Annotated in this window: 29 protein-coding genes; 19 read left to right on the top strand and 10 right to left on the bottom strand. The window is 38.0% G+C overall.

Annotated features, from left to right (window positions below; genetic code table 11):
* Nucleotides 1–57 precede the first annotated feature (57 nt).
* From IEX65_RS00975 to IEX65_RS00920, 13 genes are all read left to right on the top strand, one after another.
* Entirely contained in the window at nucleotides 58–828 is a 771-nt protein-coding gene (locus IEX65_RS00975) for a MerR family transcriptional regulator (protein ID WP_188763728.1), read from the top strand.
* 108 nt (nucleotides 829–936) lie between these two features.
* A complete protein-coding gene (locus tag IEX65_RS00970) occupies nucleotides 937–1,557 on the top strand; it encodes a Crp/Fnr family transcriptional regulator (RefSeq protein ID WP_188763726.1) in 621 nt (206 codons plus the stop codon).
* A gap of 85 nt (nucleotides 1,558–1,642) precedes the next feature.
* Nucleotides 1,643–1,852, top strand: coding sequence for a YgaP family membrane protein (locus IEX65_RS00965; RefSeq protein WP_188763724.1), 210 nt, complete (start codon nucleotides 1,643–1,645; stop codon nucleotides 1,850–1,852).
* A 68-nt stretch (nucleotides 1,853–1,920) separates the two neighbouring features.
* The gene (locus IEX65_RS00960; protein ID WP_188763722.1) at nucleotides 1,921–2,112 is read left to right on the top strand and encodes a DUF6132 family protein; all 192 of its coding nucleotides are present in this window, start codon (nucleotides 1,921–1,923) and stop codon (nucleotides 2,110–2,112) included.
* A complete protein-coding gene (locus tag IEX65_RS00955) occupies nucleotides 2,109–2,381 on the top strand; it encodes a heavy-metal-associated domain-containing protein (RefSeq protein ID WP_188763721.1) in 273 nt (90 codons plus the stop codon). Before IEX65_RS00960 ends, IEX65_RS00955 begins: the two co-directional genes overlap by 4 nt.
* An 11-nt stretch (nucleotides 2,382–2,392) precedes the next feature.
* Entirely contained in the window at nucleotides 2,393–2,677 is a 285-nt protein-coding gene (locus IEX65_RS00950; RefSeq protein ID WP_188763718.1) for a rhodanese-like domain-containing protein, read from the top strand.
* A gap of 32 nt (nucleotides 2,678–2,709) precedes the next feature.
* Nucleotides 2,710–3,024 (top strand): rhodanese-like domain-containing protein, encoded by a 315-nt coding sequence (locus tag IEX65_RS00945; protein ID WP_188763717.1) that lies wholly within the window; start codon nucleotides 2,710–2,712, stop codon nucleotides 3,022–3,024.
* Entirely contained in the window at nucleotides 3,021–3,230 is a 210-nt protein-coding gene (locus IEX65_RS00940) for a hypothetical protein (RefSeq protein ID WP_188763715.1), read from the top strand. Before IEX65_RS00945 ends, IEX65_RS00940 begins: the two co-directional genes overlap by 4 nt.
* Nucleotides 3,231–3,342: 112 nt before the next feature.
* Complete coding sequence (locus IEX65_RS28000) at nucleotides 3,343–3,591, top strand: OsmC family protein (protein WP_229250467.1); 249 nt, start codon at nucleotides 3,343–3,345, stop codon at nucleotides 3,589–3,591.
* Nucleotides 3,592–3,614: 23 nt separating this feature from the next.
* On the top strand, nucleotides 3,615–3,773 hold the full coding sequence (locus IEX65_RS27995; protein WP_229250465.1) for a hypothetical protein: 159 nt from the start codon (nucleotides 3,615–3,617) through the stop codon (nucleotides 3,771–3,773).
* On the top strand, nucleotides 3,774–4,493 hold the full coding sequence (locus tag IEX65_RS00930) for a thioredoxin domain-containing protein (RefSeq protein ID WP_188763713.1): 720 nt from the start codon (nucleotides 3,774–3,776) through the stop codon (nucleotides 4,491–4,493). It begins immediately after the preceding gene.
* A gap of 431 nt (nucleotides 4,494–4,924) precedes the next feature.
* A complete protein-coding gene (locus tag IEX65_RS00925) occupies nucleotides 4,925–7,999 on the top strand; it encodes a SusC/RagA family TonB-linked outer membrane protein (RefSeq protein WP_188763711.1) in 3,075 nt (1,024 codons plus the stop codon).
* 42 nt (nucleotides 8,000–8,041) lie between these two features.
* A complete protein-coding gene (locus IEX65_RS00920) occupies nucleotides 8,042–9,385 on the top strand; it encodes a RagB/SusD family nutrient uptake outer membrane protein (RefSeq protein WP_188763709.1) in 1,344 nt (447 codons plus the stop codon).
* Between the two features lie 105 nt (nucleotides 9,386–9,490).
* Here the strand turns inward: IEX65_RS00920 and IEX65_RS00915 are convergent, their stop codons facing one another.
* The 4 genes from IEX65_RS00915 to IEX65_RS00900 all read right to left on the bottom strand — a co-directional run bounded on the left by IEX65_RS00915 (nucleotide 9,491) and on the right by IEX65_RS00900 (nucleotide 13,411).
* Entirely contained in the window at nucleotides 9,491–10,189 is a 699-nt protein-coding gene (locus tag IEX65_RS00915; RefSeq protein ID WP_188763707.1) for a 3-keto-disaccharide hydrolase, read from the bottom strand.
* Nucleotides 10,190–10,416: 227 nt separating this feature from the next.
* Nucleotides 10,417–11,469, bottom strand: a complete 1,053-nt coding sequence (locus IEX65_RS00910) for a sugar phosphate isomerase/epimerase family protein (RefSeq protein WP_188763705.1) — start codon at nucleotides 11,467–11,469, stop codon at nucleotides 10,417–10,419.
* A gap of 86 nt (nucleotides 11,470–11,555) precedes the next feature.
* Nucleotides 11,556–12,707 carry a Gfo/Idh/MocA family protein gene (locus tag IEX65_RS00905; RefSeq protein WP_188763703.1) on the bottom strand — a complete coding sequence of 384 codons (1,152 nt, stop codon included), beginning with the start codon at nucleotides 12,705–12,707 and terminating at the stop codon, nucleotides 11,556–11,558.
* Between the two features lie 74 nt (nucleotides 12,708–12,781).
* Nucleotides 12,782–13,411, bottom strand: coding sequence for a Uma2 family endonuclease (locus IEX65_RS00900; RefSeq protein WP_188763701.1), 630 nt, complete (start codon nucleotides 13,409–13,411; stop codon nucleotides 12,782–12,784).
* Between the two features lie 180 nt (nucleotides 13,412–13,591).
* Between IEX65_RS00900 and IEX65_RS00895 the strand changes: the two genes are divergently transcribed.
* Both IEX65_RS00895 and IEX65_RS00890 read left to right on the top strand, forming a co-directional pair.
* On the top strand, nucleotides 13,592–14,806 hold the full coding sequence (locus tag IEX65_RS00895) for an MFS transporter (RefSeq protein ID WP_188763699.1): 1,215 nt from the start codon (nucleotides 13,592–13,594) through the stop codon (nucleotides 14,804–14,806).
* A gap of 337 nt (nucleotides 14,807–15,143) precedes the next feature.
* Entirely contained in the window at nucleotides 15,144–16,211 is a 1,068-nt protein-coding gene (locus IEX65_RS00890; RefSeq protein ID WP_188763698.1) for a GHMP family kinase ATP-binding protein, read from the top strand.
* A gap of 99 nt (nucleotides 16,212–16,310) precedes the next feature.
* Here IEX65_RS00890 and IEX65_RS00885 read toward each other — a convergent pair whose 3' ends face one another.
* Nucleotides 16,311–17,513, bottom strand: a complete 1,203-nt coding sequence (locus IEX65_RS00885; RefSeq protein ID WP_188763696.1) for an ROK family protein — start codon at nucleotides 17,511–17,513, stop codon at nucleotides 16,311–16,313.
* A 203-nt stretch (nucleotides 17,514–17,716) separates the two neighbouring features.
* Here IEX65_RS00885 and IEX65_RS00880 point away from each other — a divergent pair, with 203 nt between their 5' ends.
* Nucleotides 17,717–19,078, top strand: a complete 1,362-nt coding sequence (locus IEX65_RS00880; protein ID WP_188763694.1) for a M20/M25/M40 family metallo-hydrolase — start codon at nucleotides 17,717–17,719, stop codon at nucleotides 19,076–19,078.
* A gap of 98 nt (nucleotides 19,079–19,176) precedes the next feature.
* Here the strand turns inward: IEX65_RS00880 and IEX65_RS00875 are convergent, their stop codons facing one another.
* Nucleotides 19,177–19,947 carry a TIGR02757 family protein gene (locus tag IEX65_RS00875; protein ID WP_188763692.1) on the bottom strand — a complete coding sequence of 257 codons (771 nt, stop codon included), beginning with the start codon at nucleotides 19,945–19,947 and terminating at the stop codon, nucleotides 19,177–19,179.
* Between the two features lie 221 nt (nucleotides 19,948–20,168).
* The gene (locus IEX65_RS00870; RefSeq protein WP_188763690.1) at nucleotides 20,169–21,257 is read right to left on the bottom strand and encodes a LysM peptidoglycan-binding domain-containing protein; all 1,089 of its coding nucleotides are present in this window, start codon (nucleotides 21,255–21,257) and stop codon (nucleotides 20,169–20,171) included.
* Between the two features lie 181 nt (nucleotides 21,258–21,438).
* Here IEX65_RS00870 and kdsB point away from each other — a divergent pair, with 181 nt between their 5' ends.
* From kdsB to IEX65_RS00855, 3 genes are all read left to right on the top strand, one after another.
* Nucleotides 21,439–22,182 (top strand): 3-deoxy-manno-octulosonate cytidylyltransferase, encoded by a 744-nt coding sequence (kdsB, locus tag IEX65_RS00865; protein ID WP_188763688.1) that lies wholly within the window; start codon nucleotides 21,439–21,441, stop codon nucleotides 22,180–22,182.
* A 138-nt stretch (nucleotides 22,183–22,320) separates the two neighbouring features.
* A complete protein-coding gene (gene porX, locus IEX65_RS00860; RefSeq protein ID WP_188763687.1) occupies nucleotides 22,321–23,883 on the top strand; it encodes a T9SS response regulator signal transducer PorX in 1,563 nt (520 codons plus the stop codon).
* Between the two features lie 49 nt (nucleotides 23,884–23,932).
* A complete protein-coding gene (locus IEX65_RS00855) occupies nucleotides 23,933–24,646 on the top strand; it encodes a hypothetical protein (protein ID WP_188763686.1) in 714 nt (237 codons plus the stop codon).
* Between the two features lie 71 nt (nucleotides 24,647–24,717).
* Here IEX65_RS00855 and IEX65_RS00850 read toward each other — a convergent pair whose 3' ends face one another.
* Genes IEX65_RS00850 through IEX65_RS00840 form a run of 3 tightly spaced genes read right to left on the bottom strand, consistent with a single transcriptional unit; the run spans nucleotide 24,718 to nucleotide 26,617 of the window.
* Nucleotides 24,718–25,617 (bottom strand): carbon-nitrogen hydrolase family protein, encoded by a 900-nt coding sequence (locus tag IEX65_RS00850; RefSeq protein ID WP_188763685.1) that lies wholly within the window; start codon nucleotides 25,615–25,617, stop codon nucleotides 24,718–24,720.
* Entirely contained in the window at nucleotides 25,614–26,216 is a 603-nt protein-coding gene (locus IEX65_RS00845; protein ID WP_188763684.1) for a GNAT family N-acetyltransferase, read from the bottom strand. Before IEX65_RS00845 ends, IEX65_RS00850 begins: the two co-directional genes overlap by 4 nt.
* A 2-nt stretch (nucleotides 26,217–26,218) precedes the next feature.
* Nucleotides 26,219–26,617: a nuclear transport factor 2 family protein gene (locus tag IEX65_RS00840; protein WP_188763683.1), complete on the bottom strand. Its 399-nt coding sequence runs from the start codon at nucleotides 26,615–26,617 to the stop codon at nucleotides 26,219–26,221.
* Nucleotides 26,618–26,639 lie beyond the last annotated feature (22 nt).

Genomic DNA, 26,639 nt, shown 5'->3' with positions numbered 1-26,639 from the left:
CTCTAACCTTAGGTCATAGGCTATGTTTGCAGAGTCAATGAATAATATTCAAAAGAAATGCAAAAATATTCGGTTAAACAGTTGGCAAAATTGGCAGGAGTAAGCGTACGAACACTCCATGTCTATGATAAAATGGGTTTGCTCAAACCATTGTCCCGTACTGAGGCTAAGTATCGGTTATATGGTGAACAAGAATTACTTCGACTTCAGCAAATATTGTTTTACAAAGAGCTTGATTTTCAATTACAAGAAATTGCACAAATCTTAGATGATAAAGATTTTGATGTGATGGATTCGCTCAAAAATCATAAAGTAAACCTAAGAGCCAAGCAGGATAGATTAGCAACTTTGATATTAACGATTGACAAAACAATAGAAAACCTAAAAAAAGATACTGTTATGTCGAATCCAGCCGAATTATACGAGGGTTTATCTGCCGAAAAAGCCCAGTCGTATCGCACAGAAGCCATTGAAAAATATGGTGAAGAAGTTTATAAATCTGAGAAAGCATTATTGAAACTGACTAAACCTCAGATTGCCGAACTAAAAACCGAACAGACTGAAATTGCTCAAAAGCTATTCTCATTAATACACAAAAGCATTGAAAGTGAGCAAGTTCAGACACAAATTGCTCGACATTATGAGAATATCCGTAAATTTTGGGGAACGCATGGTTCAGCCGATACTCAAGCCGAAGCCTACGCTGGTTTGGGTCAGTTATACGTTGATGATGAACGTTTTACGATGATTGATGGCAAATCTCACCCAGAATATGCCTTGTTTCTGAGCAAAGCCATGAAATATTTTGCCGAGAATCGTTTAAAGTAGTATTTGTATAAGCCTGCTTCTAAATCATGCGTTGGAAGTAGGCTTACTTTTATAATGGATTTTTTCTGCTAAATTTGGATTCCTCTTTTAATAAATACTCAGCAAAAAATGGAACTTGATAATTTAGTAGCATTCAAATCATCGCACGAAGTAAAGCAAAAACTTTCTTCTTACGGAATCGTCAAGAAATTTGAGGAAGGGTCGATTATTCTCAACGAAAATGCTTACATCAGAGCCATTCCAATTGTGCTGAAAGGCTGCATCGGGGTTATGCGAACCGACGACGAAGGGCGAGAAATTCTACTTTATTATATCAATGCTGGCGAAAGCTGCATTATGTCGTTTTTGGGTGGACTTCACAACGATACCAGCAAAGTAAAAGCCATTGCCGAAGAAGAAACCGATATTCTTTTTGTGCCGATTGATAAAGTAAATTTACTAATAAAAGAAAATCCCGAATGGCTTGATTATATTTTTCGTCTTTATCACAAGCGTTTTGAAGAATTGCTGGAAGTTGTCAATGATGTTGCTTTCAAGAAAATGGACGAAAGGTTGCTCAATTTTATCAAGAAAAGATGCGAATTGGGCAAAACTACCACACTTCATATTACCCACGAACACCTCGCCAACGAACTCGGAACTGCCCGAGTGGTGGTTTCTCGCCTATTGAAACAAATGGAAGATAAAGGACTTTTGAAACTCGGCCGAAATAAAATTTCGCTTATGTAACAAATGTTGCTGAACGCCCATTTTTCATGTTTGATATTTGTGTTGTTAAAATAATTCTACCTCTAAAATTAAAAACAACAACAAAATGAAAGCAAACATGGGAACTGTTGACAAAGTAGTAAGAATACTTGTCGCAATCGTAATAATCGGTTTATATTTTGCCAATCAAATCACTGGAATGGCTGCCATTATTTTATTGGTAGTTGCGGGAGCATTTATCCTAACCAGCTTCATGAGCTTTTGCCCATTGTACTTGCCTCTCGGTATTTCTACCCGAAAAAAAGAAGATAAATAAATACTGTGGAGCGAATATTTTGTTCGCTCATATTTAAAAAGCGAATAAAATATTCGCTCCACAAAAACATGAATTTCATCAATAATCATAAACTGACCATCATCGGAGTCATAATCGGAGCGATTGGTGGCTTCCTCTACTATCACTATATAGGTTGTGCAAGTGGCACTTGTCCGATAACCTCCAAGCCACTCAATAGTACGCTTTACGGTGCGGTGATGGGTAGTTTACTTTTTAATATTTTCAAGAAAGAATCATGAAAACCGAAGAAATAATCATTGCCAACTTGAAATGTAATGGCTGTGCCAGTACAATCAAAAAAGAATTATCATCGCTAACTGGTGTAAAAGAAGTAGCGGTCGATGTAGAAAAAGATGCCGTAAATGTAACTTATGATAATATCAGCCGAGAAAGTATCATCAATAAACTCCACTCATTGGGGTATCCAGAAGCTACCGAAAAAAACGGTTTGTTATTGCAAATCAAAAGTTACGGAAGTTGTATGGTCGGTCGAATCAATAATCTATAATTTATACTAAAATGAATATCGAATCAATAATCCAAGAAAAGAAAGGTACAATCGTAGATGTACGAACGCCCGAAGAGTTTCGTGGCGGACATGTAGCAGGAGCTATAAATATTCCACTAAACGAAGTTCCATACCGTGTTGAAGACCTAAAAACTTTGAAAGCACCAGTAGTTTTGTGCTGTGCATCAGGTAACAGAAGCGGACAAGCACATCGTTATTTGCAACAACACGGTCTTGAGTGCTATAATGGTGGCTCGTGGTTGGATGTAAATTATTATCAATCTTTAGCGGTTTAAAGTCAGAATATTTACAAAACGTACTTCAGAAAATGTTAAATGCAATAAAAAATTTATTAGGTTTTGGCCCAAAGGTCGATTTTGCTGAGTTGGTAAAGCAAGGAGCAATTATTTTAGATGTGCGAAGTTCGGGCGAGTTTGCGGGCGGACATATCAAAGGAGCAATCAACATTTCGGTCGATTCTTTGGGTCGAAACCTGAGTAAACTTAAAGATAAAAATAAACCAATTATTACCTGTTGTGCATCGGGAATGCGTAGTGCAGCAGCAAAAAATATTCTTTCATCAAACGGTTACACCCAAGTTTATAACGGTGGAAGCTGGGGAAGTTTACAACACAAATTATGATTACCAAAGAAACATTATTCACCAATTGGCATTTTATGCGTTGGTTGAGGCTGGGCATGGGCTTTTATGCCGCCGTAGTAGCTTTGCAGCTGCATGACCCACTTTCGGGATTTATTGCTGCTTTGTTTTTATTCCAAGCAATGACAAATACAGGGTGTTGTGGAGCTAACGGTTGTTCAGTTCCCACATCCGCTAAAAGAAGTTAGAGGAAAACTGAAGAAATTGAGTTTGAAGAGATAAAGTAGTCCACGGTCGATAGTCAATAGTACACAGCAATCGGTCGTTACCATCAATTAACACTTAACATATTTTAATAAAATGGAACCACACTATTTTAACGTAAATCTGAGTTGGATTTCAGACCGAAAAGGCGAAGTGTCTTCGCCAGAATTAGAAGACAAAATTGAAGTTGCTACTCCGCCACCGTTTCCTAAAGGAATCGAAGGCGTTTGGTCGCCTGAACATTTGCTTACCGCAGCGGTGAATAGTTGTTTTATGACCACATTTTTGGCCGTAGCCGAAAACTCAAATTTGAACTTTTCGACTGCAAAGCCAAAGGTAAATTAGAACAAGTAGAAGGTAAGTTTTTGATGGCAGAAGTGATTCTCGAACCAACACTGGTTATCACAAAAGAAGCTGATAAAGACCGTGCTGAGAGAATTCTACAAAAATCAGAAGCTGCTTGTTTGATTTCTAATTCGATAAAATCGAAAGTTTCGATGATTTCTAATATTCAATATCTAAACTGAATGAAAAAATATATCATTGCTACTCTGGCAGCTTTTACTATTATATTAAATAGTTGTTTGTCTGGGCAATCACAAAATATCAAAACGAATTTAACACCAACCGAGTTTGCCGAAAGGATAAAAGCACAAGCGAAGACCACACTGATTGATGTGCGTACGCCCGATGAGTTTTCGAAGGGACACCTCGAAAATGCCCAGAATATCGACTGGCGTAACAATGATTTCAGTAATCGAATCGAAACATTGGATAAATCGAAACCAGTATTTGTCTATTGTTTGAGTGGTGGGCGAAGTGCGTCGGCAGCCAGTGCGATGCGTGAAGCAGGTTTCAAGGAAGTGTATGAATTGGATGGTGGAATTATGAAATGGAGAGGAGCGAATCTGCCCGAAACAACTTCAAATACCTCAAGTAAAACAGCAGGCTTGAGTCGCCAACAATTTGAAGCACTTTTGGCGTCTGATAAACTGATTTTGGTGGATTTCTATGCCGATTGGTGTGCTCCTTGCAAAAAAATGAAGCCATATTTAGAAGAAATTTCAAAAGATATGGCCAACAAAGTAAAAGTTGTGCGTATTAATGCTGATGATAATCAAGCACTTTGTAAGGAATTACAAATAGATGCCTTGCCCGTTTTGCAGCTTTATAAAAACAAAAACCTTACATGGAATAATGTGGGTTTTATTGATAAAGCAGGTGTTCTAACTCAAATAAATAAGTAATCACATAAAAGGTTGAGAGAGAAAAATTCGATAACCAAACTTCGTTCCATCCGTAAATATTTAAAAAATCTTCAAATATAAAAACTTTGAAGGTTTTTTTTTGTTCATAAACTTACCGAATTGAGTGTAACTCAGGAAGTTAAAAGAACCATTTTTTATGAAACTTAGCTATTCCAACAAAAATTTTAAGCCTTTTCAATAGAGGCTGTTGAAAATAAATGTTAGAAAATACAGCGTTGTAAGAAAAATGAACGTTCTTAAGATAAGCGTCTTTTTTAAATATAAACATAATTATTTGTATTATGTCGAGATATTTTATTAAATAGTCGCTATTATTATTTAAAATATTTAATAATCAAGTCTTTTTTATTAAGTATTGATTAATTTTATCACGCTTTATTAATTATTGTATAACAAACTAAAACTTACGAATGAACAAACTTCTACGAGTTTCGCTGGCGTGTTTATTTCTCTTTGTTTCTTTTTGGGGAAATGCACAAACGGTAGTAACGGGAAAAGTTACATCGAGCGAAGATGGTAGTCCACTTCCAGGAGTATCAATCACAATCAAGGGTACAACAAAAGGAACAAGTACAGATGAAAAGGGTGCGTACAAATTATCTGTACCTGCAAATTCAACACTTCAAGCAAGTTTTATTGGCTTTACTGATGCCGAACAAGTTGTGGGTAATCGCAGTGTTGTTGATTTCACACTTACTTCTGATGTAAAATCATTAAACGAGGTAGTTGTAACTGGTTATGGCTCACAAATTAAGCGTGACCTAACAGGAAATATCGTTAAGATTAAATCTTCTGAAATCCAAGATATGCCAGTGACTACTTTCGAGCAAAGTATTCAAGGTAAAGCTGCGGGTGTTCAGATTAACCAAGGTACTGGTAAATTAGCTCAAGGTATTCAGGTACGTGTGCGTGGCCAGTCGTCGGTTTCAGCGTCAAATGAGCCATTATATGTATTAGATGGTATTCCACTAACACAAGGCGATTTGAGTAGCAATGGTGGTGATACCAACCCATTAGTTGATATCAACCCACAAGATATTGAGTCAATCGAAATCTTAAAAGATGCTTCGGCTGGTGCTATCTATGGTGCTCGTGCTGCTAATGGAGTGGTTTTGATTACTACTAAAAGAGGTAAATCAGGCACTACGAAAATTACTTTTGGTATGCAGTATGGCAAAAGCAAGCCAACAAATATCTTGAAGTTCTTGAATACTAAACAATACATGGACTTCTATCGTATTGCTGCTGCTAACTCTGATGCTATTGATGGATACGATGCAAAAGACCCAGATTCTTACACTGCATACATGGAAAGTTTCTTTGAAACTCAAAGTCTCGGAACACTCGGAACAGCTAATCAAGCAGATACTGATTGGGGTAGTTTAGCATTCCAAGATGCTCCATCAAAGCAATATGACCTTAATTTAAGTGGCGGTTCGGATAAAACTACGTTCTTTATTTCTGGACAATTACTTGACCAAACGGGTATTTTGTTGGGTAACGCATTCAGCCGTTATACTGGCCGTATGAATCTCAACCACAAAGTATCTGAGCGTTTGAATATCGGAATGAACATGAGCATTGCTCGCTCGCTTAATGAGCGTGTTTCGGGTGACCGTCAGTTTGACAACCCATTACAGTTAGTTGCTTTACCTCCAATGACACCTGCAACTGACCCTACGACTGGTCTTCCAGTAGGTACACCTCCTGGTGATATTTCTATTCCTGTATATTATAATGGTATGATTAACATCGGTAATGCTTACTATAACACTACCGTACACCGTAATATCAGCAGCGTTTATGGCGAATATACTTTATTGAAAGGTCTTCGTTTCCGTACAGAATTTGCTCTTGATTTATTGAATCAACAAGAAGAACAATATTACAATAGCAAAACTCAACGTAACTTCGGTGCTCCACTTGGGTATGGTTTCAACCGTTTCGTAAGAGTTGAAAACTATAATACCAACAACTATTTCGTTTACGACAATGTATTTGGTAAACACGGAATCAATGCAACGGCTGGTTTATCTTACCAAAACTCACAAACTAAAACAAGTTCGGCTGAAGGTAAAGATTTTCCATCAGATGCTTATCGTATGATTGCAAGTGCGGCTCGTAAAACCGATGCAAGTTCTTCTCAGTCAGATTATCGTTTTGCTTCATACTTCACTCGTTTGAACTATAAATTTAACGATAAATACTTATTAGGTTTAAGTGCCAGAGTCGATGGTTCATCACGTTTCGGTGCTGATAACCGTTATGGTTTCTTCCCTGCGGTTTCGGCTGGTTGGGTACTATCAGAAGAAAGTTTCTTGAAAAACATTGAGTTAATTAGTTTCTTGAAATTACGTGCAAGCTGGGGTAAAACAGGTAATGCCGAAATCGGTAACTTCCCTCAATTGGGCTTATTTACTGGTGATGCAGGTTATGGTACTTTACCAGGCCAACGCCCTTCACAATTGGCTAATCCATCTCTCGGTTGGGAATCTACTCAACAAATTGATATTGGTCTTGATTTCGGTATCTTGAAAAACCGTATTAATGGTGAAATTGACTACTACGAGAAAAACACCACTGGTTTGTTATTGAACGTAAACGTACCTGGTACTACTGGTTTTGCTACACAAGTGAAAAACGTGGGTGCTTTAACTAACAAAGGTTTTGAATTTGTGCTGAACACCGACAATTTAGTGGGTCAATTCAAATGGAAAACAAGCTTAAATGCTTCTACCAATAAAAACAAAATCACTGACCTACAAGGGCAAGTAATTGAAGGTGGTTTGGCTAACATGAGCCGTGCCGTTGAAGGACAGCCATTGGGTACATTCTTTACGGTTGAATATGCTGGTGTTGACCCTGCAAATGGCGATGCTCTTTTCTATAAAAATACCAAGAATGCCGATGGTTCAATCGACCGTTCAACAACCAAAACTTATAGCCAAGCACAACGTACTGTAATTGGTAGCCCACTACCAAAATGGGTTGCAGGGGTAACAAATACATTTAGCTATAAAGGTTTTGAGTTAAGCGTGTTCTTGAATGGTGTATTCGGAAACAAACTTAACTTTTACGGTGTAGGTCGTTTCTCTTCTGCTAATGGTCGTTTTGAAGATAACCAAACTGTAAATCAATTAGCTGCATGGACGCCACAAAATACTAATACGAACGTTCCACAAGCACGTTTATTCTTCAACAATGGAGCTCAAGCATCGAGTCGTTTTATTGAAGATGGTTCATTCGTTCGTTTACGTAACGTAACATTTGCTTACAACTTACCAAAATCATTGATTAGCAAAATAAAATTAAGCAATGTAAGATTATATGTGACAGGTCAAAACTTATTGACATTCACGAAGTATTCTGGTTGGGACCCAGAAGTTAATGCCGATGATGTTGTATCAAACATCGCTTTGGGTTATGACTTCTATACAACTCCTCAAGCAAAAACTTTCATGGGTGGCTTAAACATTAGTTTCTAATAGCCTAACACTTTATTGATTTACTTAAAGAAATTAGATAAAATGAATAAAAATATAAAAAATTGGCTATTTGTTGGTGCATCTGCTGTATTAATGACAGCGTGTGATAGCCGCTTAGATGTAAAGCCAACACAATCAATAGAAGAGTCAACGGCTCTTGCTACTTCACAAGACGTAGAAGTAACACTTATTGGTGCTTATGATGGTTTATCGAGCAATAACCTATATGGCGGAGCGGTTCAATATTCGGGCGAACTATTGGGTGATGACGCAGAAGTAAGATTTGCTGGTACATTCTCTACATTGGACGAATTGTGGCGTAAAACAATGACCACCACTAATGGTCAAACACAATTGACTTGGTTACAGGCTTACAGCACTATCAACCGTGCAAATAATGTTTTGGCTTCACTTGATAAAGTTGAGGCAAGCAAAAAAGCACAAGTTGAAGGTGAGGCTCGTTTTATCCGTGGTTTAGTTTATTTTGATTTAGTGAGATTATGGGCAAAAGCATGGGGTGATGGCGATAATGCTACTAACTTGGGTGTACCACTCGTAACAACTCCTACACGTATTGTTAGTGAGGCTGACAGTCGCCCGAGAGCAACTGTTGCAGCTGTTTACACGCAGGTGTTAGAAGATTTGACAAAAGCGGAGTCATTACTCGGTAATATCTCTGATGCTGGCTTTGCTTCAAAAAGTTCTGCACAGGCTATTTTGGCAAGAGTTTATCTACAACAAGGTAATTATGCTGCCGCTCGTGACGCTGCTAATAGAGTAATAGCAAGTAATCAGTTTGCTTTAACACCTACATTTGCAGAGGCATTTGAAGATGCTTCGAATGACAGTGAAATGATTTTCAAAGTTATCGTAACTGACCAAGATGGAACCAATGATTTGAATACATTCTATGCTCCATCTACTTATCAAGGACGTGGCGATATTCGTATTCAGGCAAAACACTTGGCACTTTATGCTGCTGGTGATAGTCGTGGTACATTCTTCGTGAGAGCATCTAATAATAACTTTACTGCTAAATTCCTTGACCAATATGGCGATGTGCCAGTGGCTCGTTTGGCCGAAATGTATTTGATTCGTGCTGAAGCTAATCAGAGATTGAATACAGCTATTGGTGCAACTCCATTGGCAGATATTAATCGCATTAGAGCCAGAGCAGGAGCAAGAGCTTTGACAACTGTTGATTTGAATGCAATTTTAGCTGAACGTAAGTTAGAATTAGCTTTTGAAGGACAACAAGTGCATGATGCTAAACGATTAAAGAGAAATGTTGGTACTTTAGCATTTAGCGATAATAAATTAGTGATTCCGATTCCACAACGTGAAATAGACACTAACAAAGCTTTAGTACAAAACCCAGGATATTAATTTTTGGAAATAATAGCATAAAAAAAATGCGAGTCGATTTCGGCTCGCATTTTTTGTTGAATTGAAAAATTACCAGTCACAAATTACCTAATAACCAGTAACTAATCACAATTCTTTGATACGAATATTTTTGAAAGAAACGGCATCGCCATGGTCTTGTAAACCAATTTTACCTTTACTATATTTTCCGAAACCTTCCCAACCTTTAAATTTACTTTTAGCTACCATTGCGTCCCATTCTGGGCCTTCTGATTTATATTTTACCGACAATGTTCCATTTTGATAAATGCTAACTTCGCCTTTATTTTTAACGATTTTTACTGTATTCCAAACTCCCGCAGGCTTTGTAACCGATGCCGAAGGAATCATATCGTATAACGAACCCGCTTTGTGATTACCATCTTTACCTGCTTTTGCATCAGGGTGACGCTCATTGTCAAGCACTTGAATTTCAGGAGCTGTCAGGTAAGGAACACTGTATTTAGCATCTTCAAAAACACCATAGAAAATGCCACTGTTTGCACCTTCCGATACTTTCCACTCTAATTCGAGTTCAAAGTTTTCGTATTCTTTGTCAGTAATAAGGTCGTCACCGTGTTTTTCGCCTTTGGCTTTTCCTGTAAATACTAATGTTCCATCTTGAATCTTCCATTTATCAGTAATTGGTTGACCTGCTTTGTTATAAACGTGCCAGTTTGTAAAAGTTTTTCCATCGAATAATGTTACCCACTTACCTTTTTTTTGAGCAAAACTTGTTGAAGCCACCAATAGCGTAAGTGCAAGGATTTTTGAAATTGTTTTCATTGAAAAATGATTGAGGTTGATTAAATAATAAACTACTAAGCAAATTAAAGAAAAGATGAACGAAGAATTGTGTTGGAGAAAGAAAAATCGACAAAAAGGTAGATAGTATGGACAAAACTTTGGCAGACTTATTTTACCATAAGTTTAAAAATGAGTAATTGTTTAAAGTTGGGACTGAAATTTCTTCAACCCCAACTTTATCTTTTATCAGAATGATACTAATGATTTTAAATCCCTAAAACTCGGCGATTTACTGCTTCGTCAGCACCAGTAGCAGCAAAATCATCAAATGCACGAGTAGCTACTTGAATAATATGATTTTGAATAAACGGAGCTCCTTCAGCAGCACCTTGTTCAGATGATTTTACACAACATTCCCACTCCAATACTGCCCATGAATCGTAGTCGTATTGTGATAATTTCGAGAAAATACCTTTGAAATCAACCTGACCATCGCCTAATGAACGGAAACGACCCGCACGGTCTGCCCAACCAGCATAACCACTATAAACACCTTGTTTCCCTGATGGATTAAACTCAGCATCCTTAACGTGGAATGCCTTGATACGGTCGTGATAAAGGTCGATAAATGCTAAATAGTCAAGGTGTTGAAGCACAAAGTGACTTGGGTCGTAGTTGATACAAGCACGTGAATGTCCACCCAAATAATCTACAAACATTTCAAAAGTTGTTCCATCGAACAAATCTTCACCTGGGTGTAATTCGTAGCAATAGTCAACGCCACACTCATCGTAATAATCTAATATTGGTTTCCAACGGTTTGCCAATTCTTTGAATGCCGTTTCAATCAAACCACTTGGACGTTGAGGCCACGGATACAAGAAAGGCCAAGCCAATGCACCAGAAAACCCAACGTGTGATGTCAATCCAAGATTTTGCGAAGCTTTTGCTCCCCATCTGAGTTGTTGCTCAGCCCACTGGCGGCGAGCTGGCTCATTTCCATGTACAGCCGCTGGTGCAAACGCATCATACATCGTGTTGTAAGCAGGGTGCGAAGCAATCAATTGCCCCTGGAGGTGCGTTGATAATTCTGTGATTTCTAAACCTTTATCTTTTAGTTTTCCTTTCAATTCATCACAATATGTTTGGCTTTCGGCTGCTTTTTGGAGGTCAATCACACGGCCATCCCATGATGGTAACTGGATTCCTTTATAGCCCAAACCTGCCATATAATCGGCAATTGTATCAAGTGAATTAAATGGTGCTTCATCGCCCATAAACTGAGCAAGAAATATCGCTGGTCCTTTTATTGTTTTCATATAAGCCCTATGATTACGCATCCCGCCCCTAAAGGAGGACTTTTATCGTTTTAAATTTGTAAGAAATTTATAAATATTATTCAAAATTAGCTTTTAAACTTTACCCATTTTGACGAAGACTTGCCTGATGCAATTACTGTTTCCACAAATTGCATTCCTCTGATTCCATCATCAATCGTTGGGAAGTCGAGGTCGAATTCGTTTGGTGTTTCACCATTCATTCGCTTGCGAACTGTGCGAGCAAAGTTTTTGTAAATATTAGCAAATGCCTCCAAATATCCTTCTGGATGTCCAAACGGAATACGTGAACTCACTTTAGCGGCTTCGTATAAATCGCCCACTGATGGTTCGAAAATTCTTTGTCCATCAATAGATTTGTGCTTTAAGTATTGTGGCGTTTCTTGGTGCCAGTGTAAACTTCCAAGTTCGCCATAAACTCTGATATTAAGTCCGTTTTGTTCGCCATTGGCAATTTGGCTACAAGTCAGAATACCTTTTGCCCCATTATCGAAATGTAATAAAACATTGGCATCATCATCAAGAAGGCGGCCTTCAACAAATGTCGAAACATCAGCACAAAGTTCGGTGATTTTCAAGCCAGTTACATACTCAGCTAAGTTTTCGGCGTGTGTACCAATATCACCGACAGCACCTGCAATTCCCGAGCGTTTAGGGTCAGTACGCCATTCGGCTTGCTTATTTGTGCCTTTTTGTTCTTCAGGAAAAGATAACCAACCTTGCGGATATTCAACAATAACTTTGCGGATATTTCCGATTGCACCTGCTTGAATCATGGAACGTGCTTGTTTTATCATCGGATATCCCGTGTAGTTGTGCGTTAAGGCAAATGTTAAACCTGTTTTCTCAACAATATCTTTCAGTTTTCGAGCTTCCGAAAGTGTGAAAGTTACGGGTTTATCGCAAATCACATGGAAGCCATTTTCTAAGGCCATTTTTGCAGGAGCAAAGTGCATGTGATTAGGTGTAACGATTGAAATAGCGTCCATGCGGTCTTTGCGACGCTTTTCTTTTTGAATCATTTCTTTGAAATCGCCGTAGCAACGAGCGGGGTCGAGCATTAAGTCTTCGCCCGATGCTTTTGATTTTTCTGGTGTAGAACTAAAAGCCCCACCAACTAATTCGATTTCACCATCAATGGCAGCCGCAATTCGATGAACACCCCCGATGAATGCCCCTCGACCACCGCCAACCATACCTATTCGGATTTTACGAGCCATAGTTTAAATAATGATTAATTTTTAATGATTAATGTTGAATGTGTTGCGATTTACGCTAAGTTTTATAGAATTTTCTAAAGTTTGAATCCTTCTTTTTCGAGTAATTTTTCGAGCGAAAATTTATATTCGCCCAAAACCACTAATTCTTTATCCCAATTTGCAATAATCCAATCTTGGTTCGGACGAGCAATGGCTACTTGTTTGGATGCTGAAAAGAACCAAAAAACTTCTTTTACCCCAAAATCTAATAGACTTTTGGTTTTCATCGAATAATAATCAAACTCACTGAGACCAAAGTCTTTAGCATCGGCTTCAATATCTATTTCGATAACTACCAGTGGAGGAATATCAAAATATTTGCCTTTATTTTCTCTATTTTTTAGGATTTCCTTGTCAAAAATTACAATATCAGATGAAATATTATTGTTTTTTGATAGATGAAACCCCGTTTCGTTACTTCCTACAAAATATTTATCATCATCTAAATTTCTGAAAAGGTTTTTTAAAATAATGTTTAATAGGATATACTGAATATCACTTTGTCCCATGATTTCTTCCGTGCTTTTTAAATGATTCATCACGTCCTTGTAACCCTTATAATACATAGGTTTTCCATCGTACATTTCATAGATGAGTGATTTTGGAATCTCATGCTTTGCGAAGTGATGACGATAACGTTTTTTAGGTGAAAGAGCCGTTTCCATACAAAAGAATTTATTTGAGTAGCAATTTACATAAAACCATAGATTCTTGTTAATTGCGTTGCCAAATTTCTGAAAAAGTGTCGAATCAACAATTAAAAATAGGATTTTCTTTTGGGAAAATTTAAAATATTCTATTTTTACGGCTCAATTTATTCAAAACCCTTAAAACCTTCTAAAACTATGGTAAATCAGAACCGTCTTTTTCTGGGAAGTTGTTTTGCTCTCATCACAACAGCTTTCTCATTTAGTATTCGTGCGGGGATTCTTCCGCAATTAGCAACTGATTTTAGTTTAACAGCCGAGCAGCTTGGTTTCATCAACTCTATGTGGTTTTTGGGCTTCCCGATTGCCATGATTGTTGGCGGATTGGTGTATCACACCGTAGGCCCGAAAAAAATCATGATGATTGCATTCGTGTGTCATGCTCTCGGTATTTTATTGACTCTTTATCCACAAATCTTGGGTGGATATACTGGTCTTTTGGTTTCAACCTTCTTGATTGGTATTGGTAATGGCTGTACGGAAGCAGCTTGTAATCCGATGATTGCAGATGCCTATTCTGGCTCACAAATGAGTAAAATGTTGAACCGTTTTCACATGTGGTTTCCTGGCGGAATCGTGGTAGGTAGTTTATTATCTAAATTCATGACAGATGCAGGCTTGGGATGGCAGCCACAAATTTGGTTGATTTTAGTGCCAACAATAATATATGCTTATTTATTCTGGGGACAAGAGTTTCCAAAGCCTAAAACAGAAGGTGTAACTTCAATCGGCGAAAACCTAAAAGCAATGGCTACACCTTTGTATATCTTTATGTTTGCTTGTATGGCTCTTACGGCTATCACAGAGTTTGGCCCGCAACAATGGACAGGCTTAATCATGAGTAAATCAGGTGCAAGTCCGATGCTTATCTTAGCTTTGGTAACAGGTTTAATGGCTGTTATCAGATTCTTTGCTGGCCCAATTGTTGAGAAACTTGACCAAACTGGGGTTTTACTTGGTTCGGCAGTTTTAGCAGCCATTGGTATCTATTTATTCAGTACACAAACAGGTGGTATGGCATACGTAGCAGCAATTTTCTTTGCAATGGGTGTTGCTTTATTCTGGCCAAATATGGTTGGATTTATTGCCGAAAAAGTGCCTTTGAGTGGTGCTTTAGGTATGTCAATCATTGGTGGTGTGGGTATGTTCTCAACTTCAATTTTCCAACCAATCATTGGTCGGTGGATTGACTCAGCAAAAGCAGAAAAAACTGCTGCTGGCTTGACAGGTGATGAAATGGAATTGGCAGCAGGACAAGCTACGCTTAGCACAATGGTATTATTCCCAGCTATCTTGATTGTGGCGTTTACAATCCTTTATTTCTGGCAAAAAAGAAAACCAGCTCAAGCATAAGTTTTTCGATATATAGTTGATTATTAAAAAGCCTCGCTAAATACTTAGCGAGGCTTTTTAATAAGAAAATCCCTTATCTCAAGCGAAATAAGGGATAAGAATTAAATTACTAACTTTCTCTATTAATTATGATGCTTGTTGACGAACGATGTAAAAAATATCTTTTCTTTGCTCACATTTGATTCTGGTACAAATAAAAATATTTTTTTAGTAATTGCATAATATTTTTAAAAAATTTATTTATATTCTAATTATAGATAAATAAATAATTAATCATTTAAAAGTTTTGTGTTAAATTTGGGCAAATTCGATTTAAATAAAAATTTAATATATATTGATGATAAAAATATCAACTCCAGGACGTATCTGTCTTTTCGGGGAGCATCAAGATTATCTCGGTTTACCTGTCATTGCTGCGGCAATTTCTCGAAGGGTTGATATGTCGGGCGAGCATCGTGCGGATAAGCAAATAATCATTCATTTACCCGATATTGGTTCAGAGCTAATCATGGAAGTTTCGGCTACTCGAATGCCGTATAAGCAGAAACGAGATTATTTCAGAAGTGGTTATAATGTGTTGATTGATAAAGGCTTAACTTTCTCAAAAGGCTTAGAATGTACTGTAAGAGGTAATATTCCTATCAATTCAGGTACATCGAGTTCATCGGCGTTATTAGTTACTTGGATTCATTTTTTATCGAAAATGGCTGATATTCCGCATGAGTTTTCATCAAAAGAATTAGGCGAAATGGCGTATCAAGCCGAAGTAGTTGAGTTTGGTGAACCCGGTGGAATGATGGACCATCTTTCGACAGCCATCGGTCACGCTGTTTATTTAGAGTTTGAGCCAAGTACAACTGCGGAAGCCATCGAACCAAAATTGGGAAGCTTCGTTTTGGCTGATTCTTGTGAACCAAAAGATACAATTGGTGTCTTGAAACGAGCAAAGTTTGCCCGTTTGGCACTTATTGAAAAGATAAAAGAGCAATTACCTGATTTCTCACTCCATACATTTGATTCTGCCGAAAAAGAAAAGCTAAAGATATTTTTGAGTGAAGATGATTATACACTTTTACTCGGAACTCTCAGAAATCGAGATATTCTGCGAGAAGCTTTAGTTCTCTTCAAGTTAGATAAAATGACCGATGAAATTTTAGGTAATTTACTGCTCGAACACCACACGATTTTGAGAGATGTACTGGAGATTTCTACCCCAAAAATCGAACGAATGCTTGATGCCGCTATGAACGCTGGTGCTTTAGGTGGGAAAATTAATGGTTCGGGTGGGGGAGGATGTATGTTTGTGTACGCTCCAAATGACCCCGAAAAAGTAGCTGAAGCAATTGATAAAGTGGGTGGTAAAAGCTATGTAATAAGTATTGATGCTGGAACGAAGGAAATGTAAAATTAAGAATGTAGAATTAAGAGTTAAGAATGAAGAACTATTCGTATGCAATTTGCTGATAATCACATTCTTAACTCTTAATTTTTAATTGTGTAGCTCCTATACCTCATCAAACAAATGTTCTAAAACGAACGAGAAAGTGCCCAAAAAGCCTGCTGATTCGTCCAATTGAGAAGTATTGACTGATAATTTGGTCTTAAATTCACTCAGACAATATTTATTAATGGCCTGCTCAATCGGAATCGTGATGAATTTATCAGCTTTGGCCAAAAGACCATCTACTAAAATCAATTCGGGGTTGAATAGGTGTACCGCAATCGAAAGGGCTTTGCCCAGTTCGGTTCCAATTTCATTGAGTAAATCAATACAAAGTTCATCGCCCGAATGCGTGGCAGCAATAATCATATCTTCGTTGACCGACTCAATATCACCTTTTGTCAACTGAACAATCTTTGAAACTCGACCATTCTGTAATTCTTCCTTTACTCGTTTGATAAGCACTTGGGCGGTTGCTACCGTTTCTAAACAACCGATTTTCCCGCATGAGCATAACTCGCCCGCACCACGTACTTGTATGTGTCCGAGTTCGCCTGTAAAGCCAGATGTACCATTGAAAACCTCGCCGTCAATCAAAATTCCTAAACCTACACCCCAGTCGATATTGATAGCCAGTACATTATTGTAATCATGAGCCAAACCGAAGCGTTTTTCGCCCAAAGCTATGGCTTTTGCATCATTTAAGGTATAAGATGGCACATTGAAATATTCACTCATCAGAATATTAATGGCTTTACCTTCGCTGGTTGGATAGGAGAAATTATAGCCTGTTTCTTTATCAATCAAGCCTGGCATACAAATGCCAATGCCCAATATTTTTTCGGTACTAAAACCTTCTTTTTTTAGAAATTCTATGGATTTTTCTAATATAAATGTGCTGTAAGCGGCGTTGTTTTCGATTTGAAGTTTAAATCTTTTTTTAGCACAAACCTCGTTTTTAAGATTATATAAAATAATTGTGCTATCGAATTTATTGATGAGCCAAGTGAGGATATAGCCATGACCAGCATTGAGTCCATAAAGTACAGGTTTTCGGCCTGATTTTGAATTACCCGTTCCGACTTCCGTAAGCCAACCTTCTTGCATTAGCTCGATGAAAAGCACATTAACTGATGGTGGACTTGAATGCAAGGTTTTACTTAAATCAATGATAGTATTTGGGCCATTGAGGTATAATTCCTTCAAAAGTTGTTGTTTTAACTTATTTTTTTTTATTTCTACGACAGACTCCTTTGGTTCAACCATAATTACGAAAAGATTTTATTTAACAAAGATACATCTTTTTAATAATTGTTATGAATAAAATATTATTTTCAATAAAGCTCAACATTTGAAAAAAATATTTTTTAAATAAATTTATTATTTACCTTTTGTGATTTAATGTCAAACTCACTAAATTTTACTAAATTGCCTTATCAATAAACTAAATAGTATCCTCTATCTAAAACATGAAAAAAAGTCTTCTTGCCCTAATCTTTTGTTCGTTTTCGGCCTTCGCTCAAGACAGTGATTCGCTGGTAATCCGAAAAATCTACAATGAAATTCTCTCAAAAGGAGATGCTTATAAAACACTTACACATTTAAGTAAAAAAATAGGGCCAAGACTTAGTGGTTCTGAAGGTGCTGCAAAAGCCGTGCAATACACCAAAAAAGTAATGGAAGATTATGGTTTTGAACGAGTATTTCTGCAAGACGTAATGGTGCCTCACTGGGTGCGTGGTCAAAAAGAAACGGCTTTTATTGAAGCTGGCAAACAAAAGATTAATGTGCCAATTGCGGCATTGGGTGGCTCGATAGCTACGCCAGCCGCTGGAATTAAGGCCGAAGTAATAGAAGTAAAGAATTTTGAAGAATTGGAAGCTCTCGGCACAGAGAAAGTGAAAGGGAAAATCGTGCTTTTTAATCGCCCGATGGACCCTACAAAAGTTAATACTTTTGAGGCTTATAGTGGTGCTGTCAATCAGCGTGGAAATGGTGCTTCACAAGCTGCTAAGTATGGTGCAGTTGGTGCAATTGTGCGTTCGATGACTACTCTACAAGATGATAATCCGCACACGGGCGGTATGCGTTACGCTACAGGCGTACCGATGATTCCGACGGCGGCAATCAGTACAAACGGAGCAAATTTATTGAGCAAAATGCTTAAAGAAAATCCTAAATTGCAGTTTTATTTCAAACAAAGTTGTGAATCATTACCCGATGCTCCTTCGCATAATGTAGTTGGGGAAATCAAAGGAACAGAAAAACCTGATGAAATTATTGTAGTAGGCGGACACCTCGATTCGTGGGATTTGGCGGAAGGTGCTCAAGATGATGGTGCAGGTTGTGTGCAATCAATCGAAGTTTTGCGTGCTTTGAAGGCTCTGGGCATTAAACCAAAACGTACAATCAGAGTAGTAATGTTTATGAATGAAGAAAATGGCCTTCGAGGTGGAACAAAATATGCTGATTTGGCCAAACAAAATAATGAAAAGCATATTGCCGCTATCGAATCAGATAATGGAGGATTTACGCCAAGAGGTTTCGGAATGGTGGGAACTGATGCCCAAATTGCCAAAGTGGCAGTTTATAAAAACTTACTCTCTGCCTATGACCTCAAAGAAATTGGTCGTGGCGGTGGCGGTGCTGATATTGGCCCGTTGGGTCAGCAAGGTACTTTATTGATTGGTTTTAAACCAGATTCTCAACGTTATTTCGATTTTCATCACGCAAAAACTGATACGCTTGAAGCCGTAAATGAGCGTGAGCTAAATCTCGGTGCTGCTTCAATGGCTGCCTTGGTTTATTTGCTTGATAAATATGGACTTTGAGAAATTTACGATTTCAGACGGGGTCGCCCGTGCGATTACGATTTACGAATAATTGTTCTCAACCGATTCGTAAATCGTCATTCTACATTCGTAAATCTCTACATATATCCTTCAACGCCTAACCCAAATAGTGCAAAATCATATTTCACTGGGTCAATTGGGTCGAGTTGCTTGAGATTTTGCGTGAGTTCGACTGCCGTTTGCCAGTCGGGTTTCGGGCGAGTAATAAAACCGAGTTTTCGAGCAACACGCTCAACATGAACATCGCAGGGACACACCAACTGCGATGTTTTTATTTTATTCCAAATACCAAAGTCAACACCTTTGTTATCTTTTCTTACCATCCACCGCAAAAACATATTGATGCGTTTGCAAGACGAGTTGCGTGCAGGCGTAGCTACGTGTTTGCGTGTGCGAATAGGGTAATCTTCTATGCTGAAAAATACGTTTTGGAAATTCTCTAAGCCAGCCTTAATATCTTCATCATTGGGGTTTAAGCCTACTAAAAAAGCATTTTCAAGAGAGTCATTTTTTGCGTAAAAATCCTTGAAAAACTCAATAAAATAAAGTGTATCAGTAGCATTAAAAGTGCGATGCTTAAATGCAAGAAAGCGTTTGAGGTCAGAATCTTGGTGATTTTTGATAAAATCGTAAGGAGCATTATCCATCAAACCGATAAGCTCATTGCATTTATTTATAATGGTTTTTCGCTGCCCCCAAGCGAGGGTAGCGGCAATAAAACCTGTAATTTCTATATCTTGTTTTTTGCTGAACTGATGCGGAATACTGATTGGGTCGTGAGGAATGAAGTCAGGTTGATTAAACAACTCATACTTTTCATTCAGTAAATCAATAATGATTTGCGACATTATTTTATGATTTTATCTTCTTCAAAACCCAAACAATACTATTGGATACCCACGAAAAAACGGCAAGTATGGCTGTAAATAAGAAGCCAAATACCGTAATAAAAGGATATAAGATAGAAAATAAAACCGTCCAAATGACTGACTTAGTTTGCATAAAAGCGTACAAATTGAAATAATAAATACTTTACTTTCACCGTGGACTGAAAACTATCGACAGTGGACTAATTACTAACACTATAACTCAAGTCGGCTCTGATTCGTTTATCTTTTGGCGATAATTTTTCGAAAGCTTTCGGTGAAATTTTTATCACTACATCGCCCGCCGAGCTTAGTTTGCCAATAACTTTTACCCAAACACTTTGGCCGTTGGCTTGGTTAGCAACTTTGATAAGTGTTCCAACTGGAGCAGTGCGGTGCAAAGCCAAAAACTTATTGGTGCTTACACCTGCGTCAATCATTTCGGCAATTCCTTGTTCCGAAAACTTCTTGCCTCCTGGAGCATTAGGTACGGTTGTGGTTGCAGGTTTGTTAGTTACTGGTTTGTTTACAACCGTTTGGTCTTTACGTTTTTCCTTTTCTTTCTCTTTTACGGCCACATCACCCGCAGGAGCTTGAACCTGTACAGGTTTTGGCTTTAATGTATCTTTTTTTGCAGTTTTTGTTACTAAAACTGCGGGTTTTTCTACGATAAGGACTTGCCCAACACGAACGGCATCATTGGTCAAATTATTCCATTCTCTAATTTGCCATACCTTAATATTATGAAGTTTAGCCACCGTAAATAGATTTTGTCCAGCCACTACTGTGTGCGTTTTGCCTTTGATTGGCACTTTAGATGCTGAGGTTTTCTTATTACTATCAGTTTTTGCCGAAGCTCCCTTTGCTAAATCATCGGTTTGGCCTATCTTTTCAGTGACTTGTGGTTCTTTTGGTGTTGCTTCTGGTACATCAACTACTTCAATTCCGTTTTCATCGACATTTTTCTTTTCGGTTTTAGCTGGTGTGGCCGACACAATCTCAACTACGGGAGCTGCTTTAGGCTTTACTTTCTTGCTTTTGAAAGGAACTTCAATTACTTGTTCGGGCGAAATAGTTGCTCCTTTTTTAAACGAAGAATTAGCTACTAGAAAATCTTTTTCTGAGCAGTCATATCTTTTTAGGATTGAATATAGGGTTTCGCCTTTTTCTACTTTATGTTGAACCAAAATTTTTCCGTTTCTTTTTTCGACTCCAAGAGAATCAACAGGATTAGCGAAAGAGTTCGTCAGAATAAGCATCAAGGCTGTCGTAGAACAAAACAATCTGAACATATGGGCGTAATTAGGATAAAATGCAAAACTTTTAATGTGCACGATGTAATAAAAAGACCGAATTTACTTCGTTTTTTGCTGGTATTTATTTCAATTTTATGCAAATTTAATCATTCTATGACAGATTAACGTATATATTTTTTTTTTGGTGTAAATTCGCCCTCTTCAAGCAACAAAACCTATGAAAATTCTCGGTATTATTCCAGCAAGATTCGCTTCGAGCCGCTTTCCCGGAAAGCCTTTGGCCGATATTGGCGGAAAAAGTATGATTCAGCGTGTGTACGAACAAGCTCTAAAAGCCAAAAGTCTCAATAAAGTAGTGGTGGCTACCGACGATGCTCGTATATTAGAACATGTTATTTCATTTGGAGGTGAGGCTTACATGACTGCCCAAAATCACCCGAGTGGAACTGACCGCTGTTTTGAGGCTTTGCAAAAAGCAGGAGGGGGAAGTAAATTCGACTACATTATCAATATTCAAGGAGACGAACCTTATATCGACCCCGAAACCATTGACCAAATGGCAAAACTGCTCGATTTTAAGACCGAAATCGCTACGGCTGTCAAGAAAATAACTGATTACGAAACCTTGTTCGACCCAAATGTGGTAAAGGCTGTACTCACCATGCGTAAACAATGTTTATACTTTAGTCGCCAAACTGTGCCTTATGTGCGTGGATTTGAACCCGAAACTTGGCTCGACCACGCAGATTTTTATAAGCATATTGGCCTATATGCCTATCGGAATGATGTTTTGGAGCAGATTTCGCATTTGCCACCATCGCCACTCGAAAACACCGAAAAACTCGAACAATTACGTTGGCTTGGATATGGATACAAAATTTATGCGACTATCACTAACTACGAAAGTATAGGCGTTGATACCCCCGAGGATTTAGAAAAGTTGAATAAGAGCCTTTTATAATTTTTTAAAGATTAAGAAAGCAACAAAATAGCGTTTATGCCGTTAGAGATTAATTAAAAGTAGTCCTATATTTTACTAAATAGTTCTCCACTGGGTCAGTTTGCTGTTGCTACTGGAGGGCGAATAAAATCATAACTTATGCGATATAATATTCTTTGGGCCGATGACGAAATAGATTTATTAAAACCATACATAATTTTCTTGCAAGCTAAGGGCTACGATGTGACGCCTGTGCCGAGCGGAGCCGACGCACTTGATAAGGTTGAGTCAGAAAGGTTCGATGTGGTGTTTTTGGATGAAATGATGCCAGGTATGACGGGTTTGGAAACACTTTCAAAAATTAAAATTCTGAAGCCAAACTTGCCAGTTGTGATGATTACGAAGTCGGAAGAAGAACGTATCATGGAAGACGCTATCGGCTCACAGATTGCCGATTATTTGATAAAACCAATCAATCCGAACCAGATTTTACTTTCGGTTAAGAAAATTCTTGATAACAAACGCTTGATTTCGGAGAAAACAAACTTGGGTTATCAGCAGGATTTCAGAAACTTAGCCATGCAATACAACGACCGCATTGGTCATGAAGAATGGTCGGAGATTTATAAAAAATTGATTTTCTGGGAGCTTCAACTCGACAAATCAGAAGATAAAAGTATGGAAGAGGTTTTTGGCATGCAAAAGGCCGAAGCCAACTCTAATTTTTGTAAGTTTGTTGAAGAAAACTACGAAGATTGGCTCTCAGACCCTAAAGCCGACAAGCCTCTGCTTTCGCATCAGTTGATGAAAACCAAAGTTTTTCCTTTGGTTAAAAACGATTCTCCACTTTTCTTTTTACTGATTGATAACCTTCGTTATGACCAATGGAAGGTAATCGAAGAGGTGATTTCTGATTATTTCAATGTAGAAGAAGAAAGTGATTATTATGCGATTTTGCCTACGGCAACTTCGTATGCTCGCAATGCAATTTTCTCGGGAATGATGCCTTCAGATATGGCAAAATATCACCCCGATTTATGGGTAAATGATGAAGGTGAAAATGAAGATGCCTTGAATAATAATGAGGCTGAATTTTTGAAACGTCAGATTGAGAAAAGCCGCCAGAATATTAGTTTTTCATATCATAAAATCTTAAATACGGCTCAAGGTAAAAGCTTGGTCGATAATTTCAATAACTTATTGAAAAATCAGCTGGTGGCGATTGTCTATAATTTTGTTGATATGCTTTCGCATTCACGTACCGAAATGGGTATGATTAAAGAGCTTGCTCCTGATGAATCAGCATATCGTTCGATAACTAAATCTTGGCTCGAACACTCACCTTTGTTGGATTTATTGAAGAAAATTGCCGATAAAAAAGGCCGTTTGGTAATTACAACCGACCACGGTATGATAAAAGTAAAACATCCGAAACGTATTGTTGGCGATAGAAACGTTAATACGAATCTTCGTTATAAGCAAGGTAAAAACCTAAACTTAGATGATAAAAACGACCACGTTTTGGTAGTGCGTAAACCAGAAACTTTTATGTTACCAAAACCAAATATTTCGACGGCTTATTTCTTTACTACCGAGGATTATTTCTTTGCGTATCCGAATAACTATAATCATTACGTTAGCCATTATCGTGATACTTTCCAACATGGAGGAATCTCTATCGAGGAAATGATAGTGCCGTTTGCTTATTTGACAGCGAAGTAAACACAGTTTCCTAAATTGTGTTAAGAATGACCACATACCACAACAGAAAATGAAACGGATAATCAACTTGTTGCTGATACTCAATTGTTTGATAGTCAATGTGATGGCTCAAGAAAAGCCCACGAAATATCTTGAAGACCGATATGCGTGGTATATGTCGCTTAATCTTGGGAATCCGACAGGAAATTATCACAAAATTCTGAAAGATGCCGACAATGCAGGCACAAAAGCAGGTATTGTGGTGGGTGGGTTGATGAACCCATATAAACGAAAAAAAGCGTCAGCAGTATTTTATGGAGCGGAGCTGGGGTATCAATCTAACGGTCGAGACAAAGATTTTGTTAGTAATGCTTTGGGCGAATTTTATGTGGCAAACAATTCGTTTTGGTTGAATGGATTAGCTCGGTATCGTCCTATTTTGTGGAGTTCTAAGCTGAATCCTTATGCGGATGCGTTTTTTGGAGCAAAGGTCATACGAACAACTGTGGTTGAGCAGTTAAGTCCAGACCAAAGTGAGGTTTTGAAAGCTGTTAATCGAGTTGTGCCGAATTATGGGGTAGGAGTGGGGCTTGGTATAAAACTTACTGGCCAGTTGAAAAATACATACCTTGATATTGGAGTTTATTATCAGCAAGCTGATGCTACCAAAATCGTAAAGCCTAATAGTGTTGAAATTAATAGTTCGTACCTGACTTCTTATAAACAGGTATTAACCAGTACTAATCAAATTGTAATTAAGATTGGCTTGGCTGGTTTTATGTAATGATTATAAAACAGAACGCTGATTTATCTAAAAATCAGCGTTCTGTTTTATAGCTAAAGCCGAATAAAAAATTAGATTTTAGCCTTTAATATGCTTATTTCTTCAGTCTCAAAGCCTGTGCTTATTCGCTGAAAATCTTTGAAGTTAAATACTTGTCCATCGGCTCGTACTTGCTGAATTTTATCAAGGTCGAGCGTTTCTATTAACCAACCTTCTTCTTGTGCCTTACTTACAGAAATGATGCCTTGTTCGGGAAGACTTTTATCAGGCGTAGTGTAAAAAGCTCCAAAACCAAAGTTTATATCTACCGCGGGCGACCATAACGCATTATTTATTGTTTGCGAAACAACCGTATAGCATTGATTTTCTAAGGCTCTTGCTCTTGCTCCGATATGCACACGGGTTGCTCCTCGAATGGTTTCGGTACAACTTGGAGAAAGAATCAACGATGCTCCAGCTTCGCACAAACACTGTGAACCAATCGGAAATTCGACATCATAGCAAATCTGAATACCGAAACTTCCCCAATCAGCCTCAAAGACTGTTAGTTGTTTGGGAGCAGAATGAATTCCCCATTCTTCATTCTCGAAACGAGTCATGAAAAACTTATCTTGATAACCAACTAAGCTTTTTGCCGAAAAAACATACGCACGATTATAGATTTTGTCACTTTCAAGTACAGGGAAACTCGGAGCGACGATAGTAACTTGGTATTTTCGTGCAAGGCTAATAAATGTTTCGCAAAAATCGTTTTTGAGTGAATCAAGTTCTCGTACTTGCCAACGAATATCAGCACGAATTTCGTCGGAAAACAAACTGACCAGTTCCATTGAGCCATATTCAGGGAAAAGCAAGATTTCAGCATTTTGTCGAGCCGCTTTTGCTACCCACTGCTCAGTGTGTAATCGCCAATGGTCAAGACTTTTGTGTTCGGTAATCGGATATTGTGCCGAAGCTACGGTTACGGTCATTTTGGGTTAATTTGTTTGGTCCAATAAATCATTTCTTTTTGAGTCGAAAGCTCTTCTCCAATATCAAGCCATTCAAATTTACTTTTGAGCGAAGGTTCTTTCTGATAACCTCGTTTTGTCCAAAAAGCGTCTAATGGCTGATAAGCGACAGGCTTCAACTGATGATTTTCTGGACGAACAACCGAACAAAAGCAGGTCATTTTACAAGTTTTAAAATTTCGTGCGTGAGCTTCTCTTTCATCAAAAAAACGATGTCCTAAGCCCAACCCACGATATTGGGGCAATAAAATACTTTCACCAAAATAAAATACACTTGAGAGGTCGATACCTGCATTGATGAATGGTTCTTGTACTTCGGTTGTTTCGTCGAGTAGTGGAATACAAGTAGTTGCACCTACCATTTGAGTACCATCATAAACAGCGAATAAAAAGGCATTGGCCGAAGAACAATAAACCTTGAGATACTCTTTTTCATAGGCAATACTTCCTTCATAAAGATATGGGAAGGCCCTAAAAACCGTAATACGGAGTTGTGCGAGTTCATCGAAAACAGATGCTATTTCAGCACCTGTTTTTTTTATGTACGAAAGCTGAGTCATTTTTACGAAACCAACTTAATCCAAAGCGGAAGGTTATAATAAGTAGTTACACGAGTAATTTTTCCATCTTTTACTTCCAAAAATGCCCCCGCTGGCAACACATATTTTTGACCGTGAGCTGCTGGCGAATCTTCATCCCCTTTTTTATAGATGCCATTTACCACAAATTCGGCGGCTACACGGCTGTTGTTAGGTTCACCCAAAAGCACGATTTCTGTCAAGGTTTCTTCGTAGCATTCATCCATCATTTGCAAAAACGCAGTGAATAATTCAATACCGATGCGTTCTTCTCCTTGATTGGGTTGGTGCTTGATTTCTGGATGAACGAGAGCCAACATTCCTTTCCAGTCTTTGTTATTAAAGCAATCGTAGTAATTTTTTACGGTTTCTAAGGCGTTCATTGTAAAGCAAATTTGATTTTTT

Source organism: Emticicia aquatilis, from assembly GCF_014644295.1.
In the GTDB taxonomy this organism is placed as follows: domain Bacteria; phylum Bacteroidota; class Bacteroidia; order Cytophagales; family Spirosomataceae; genus Emticicia; species Emticicia aquatilis.
This window is presented reverse-complemented; position numbering and strand designations above follow the sequence as displayed.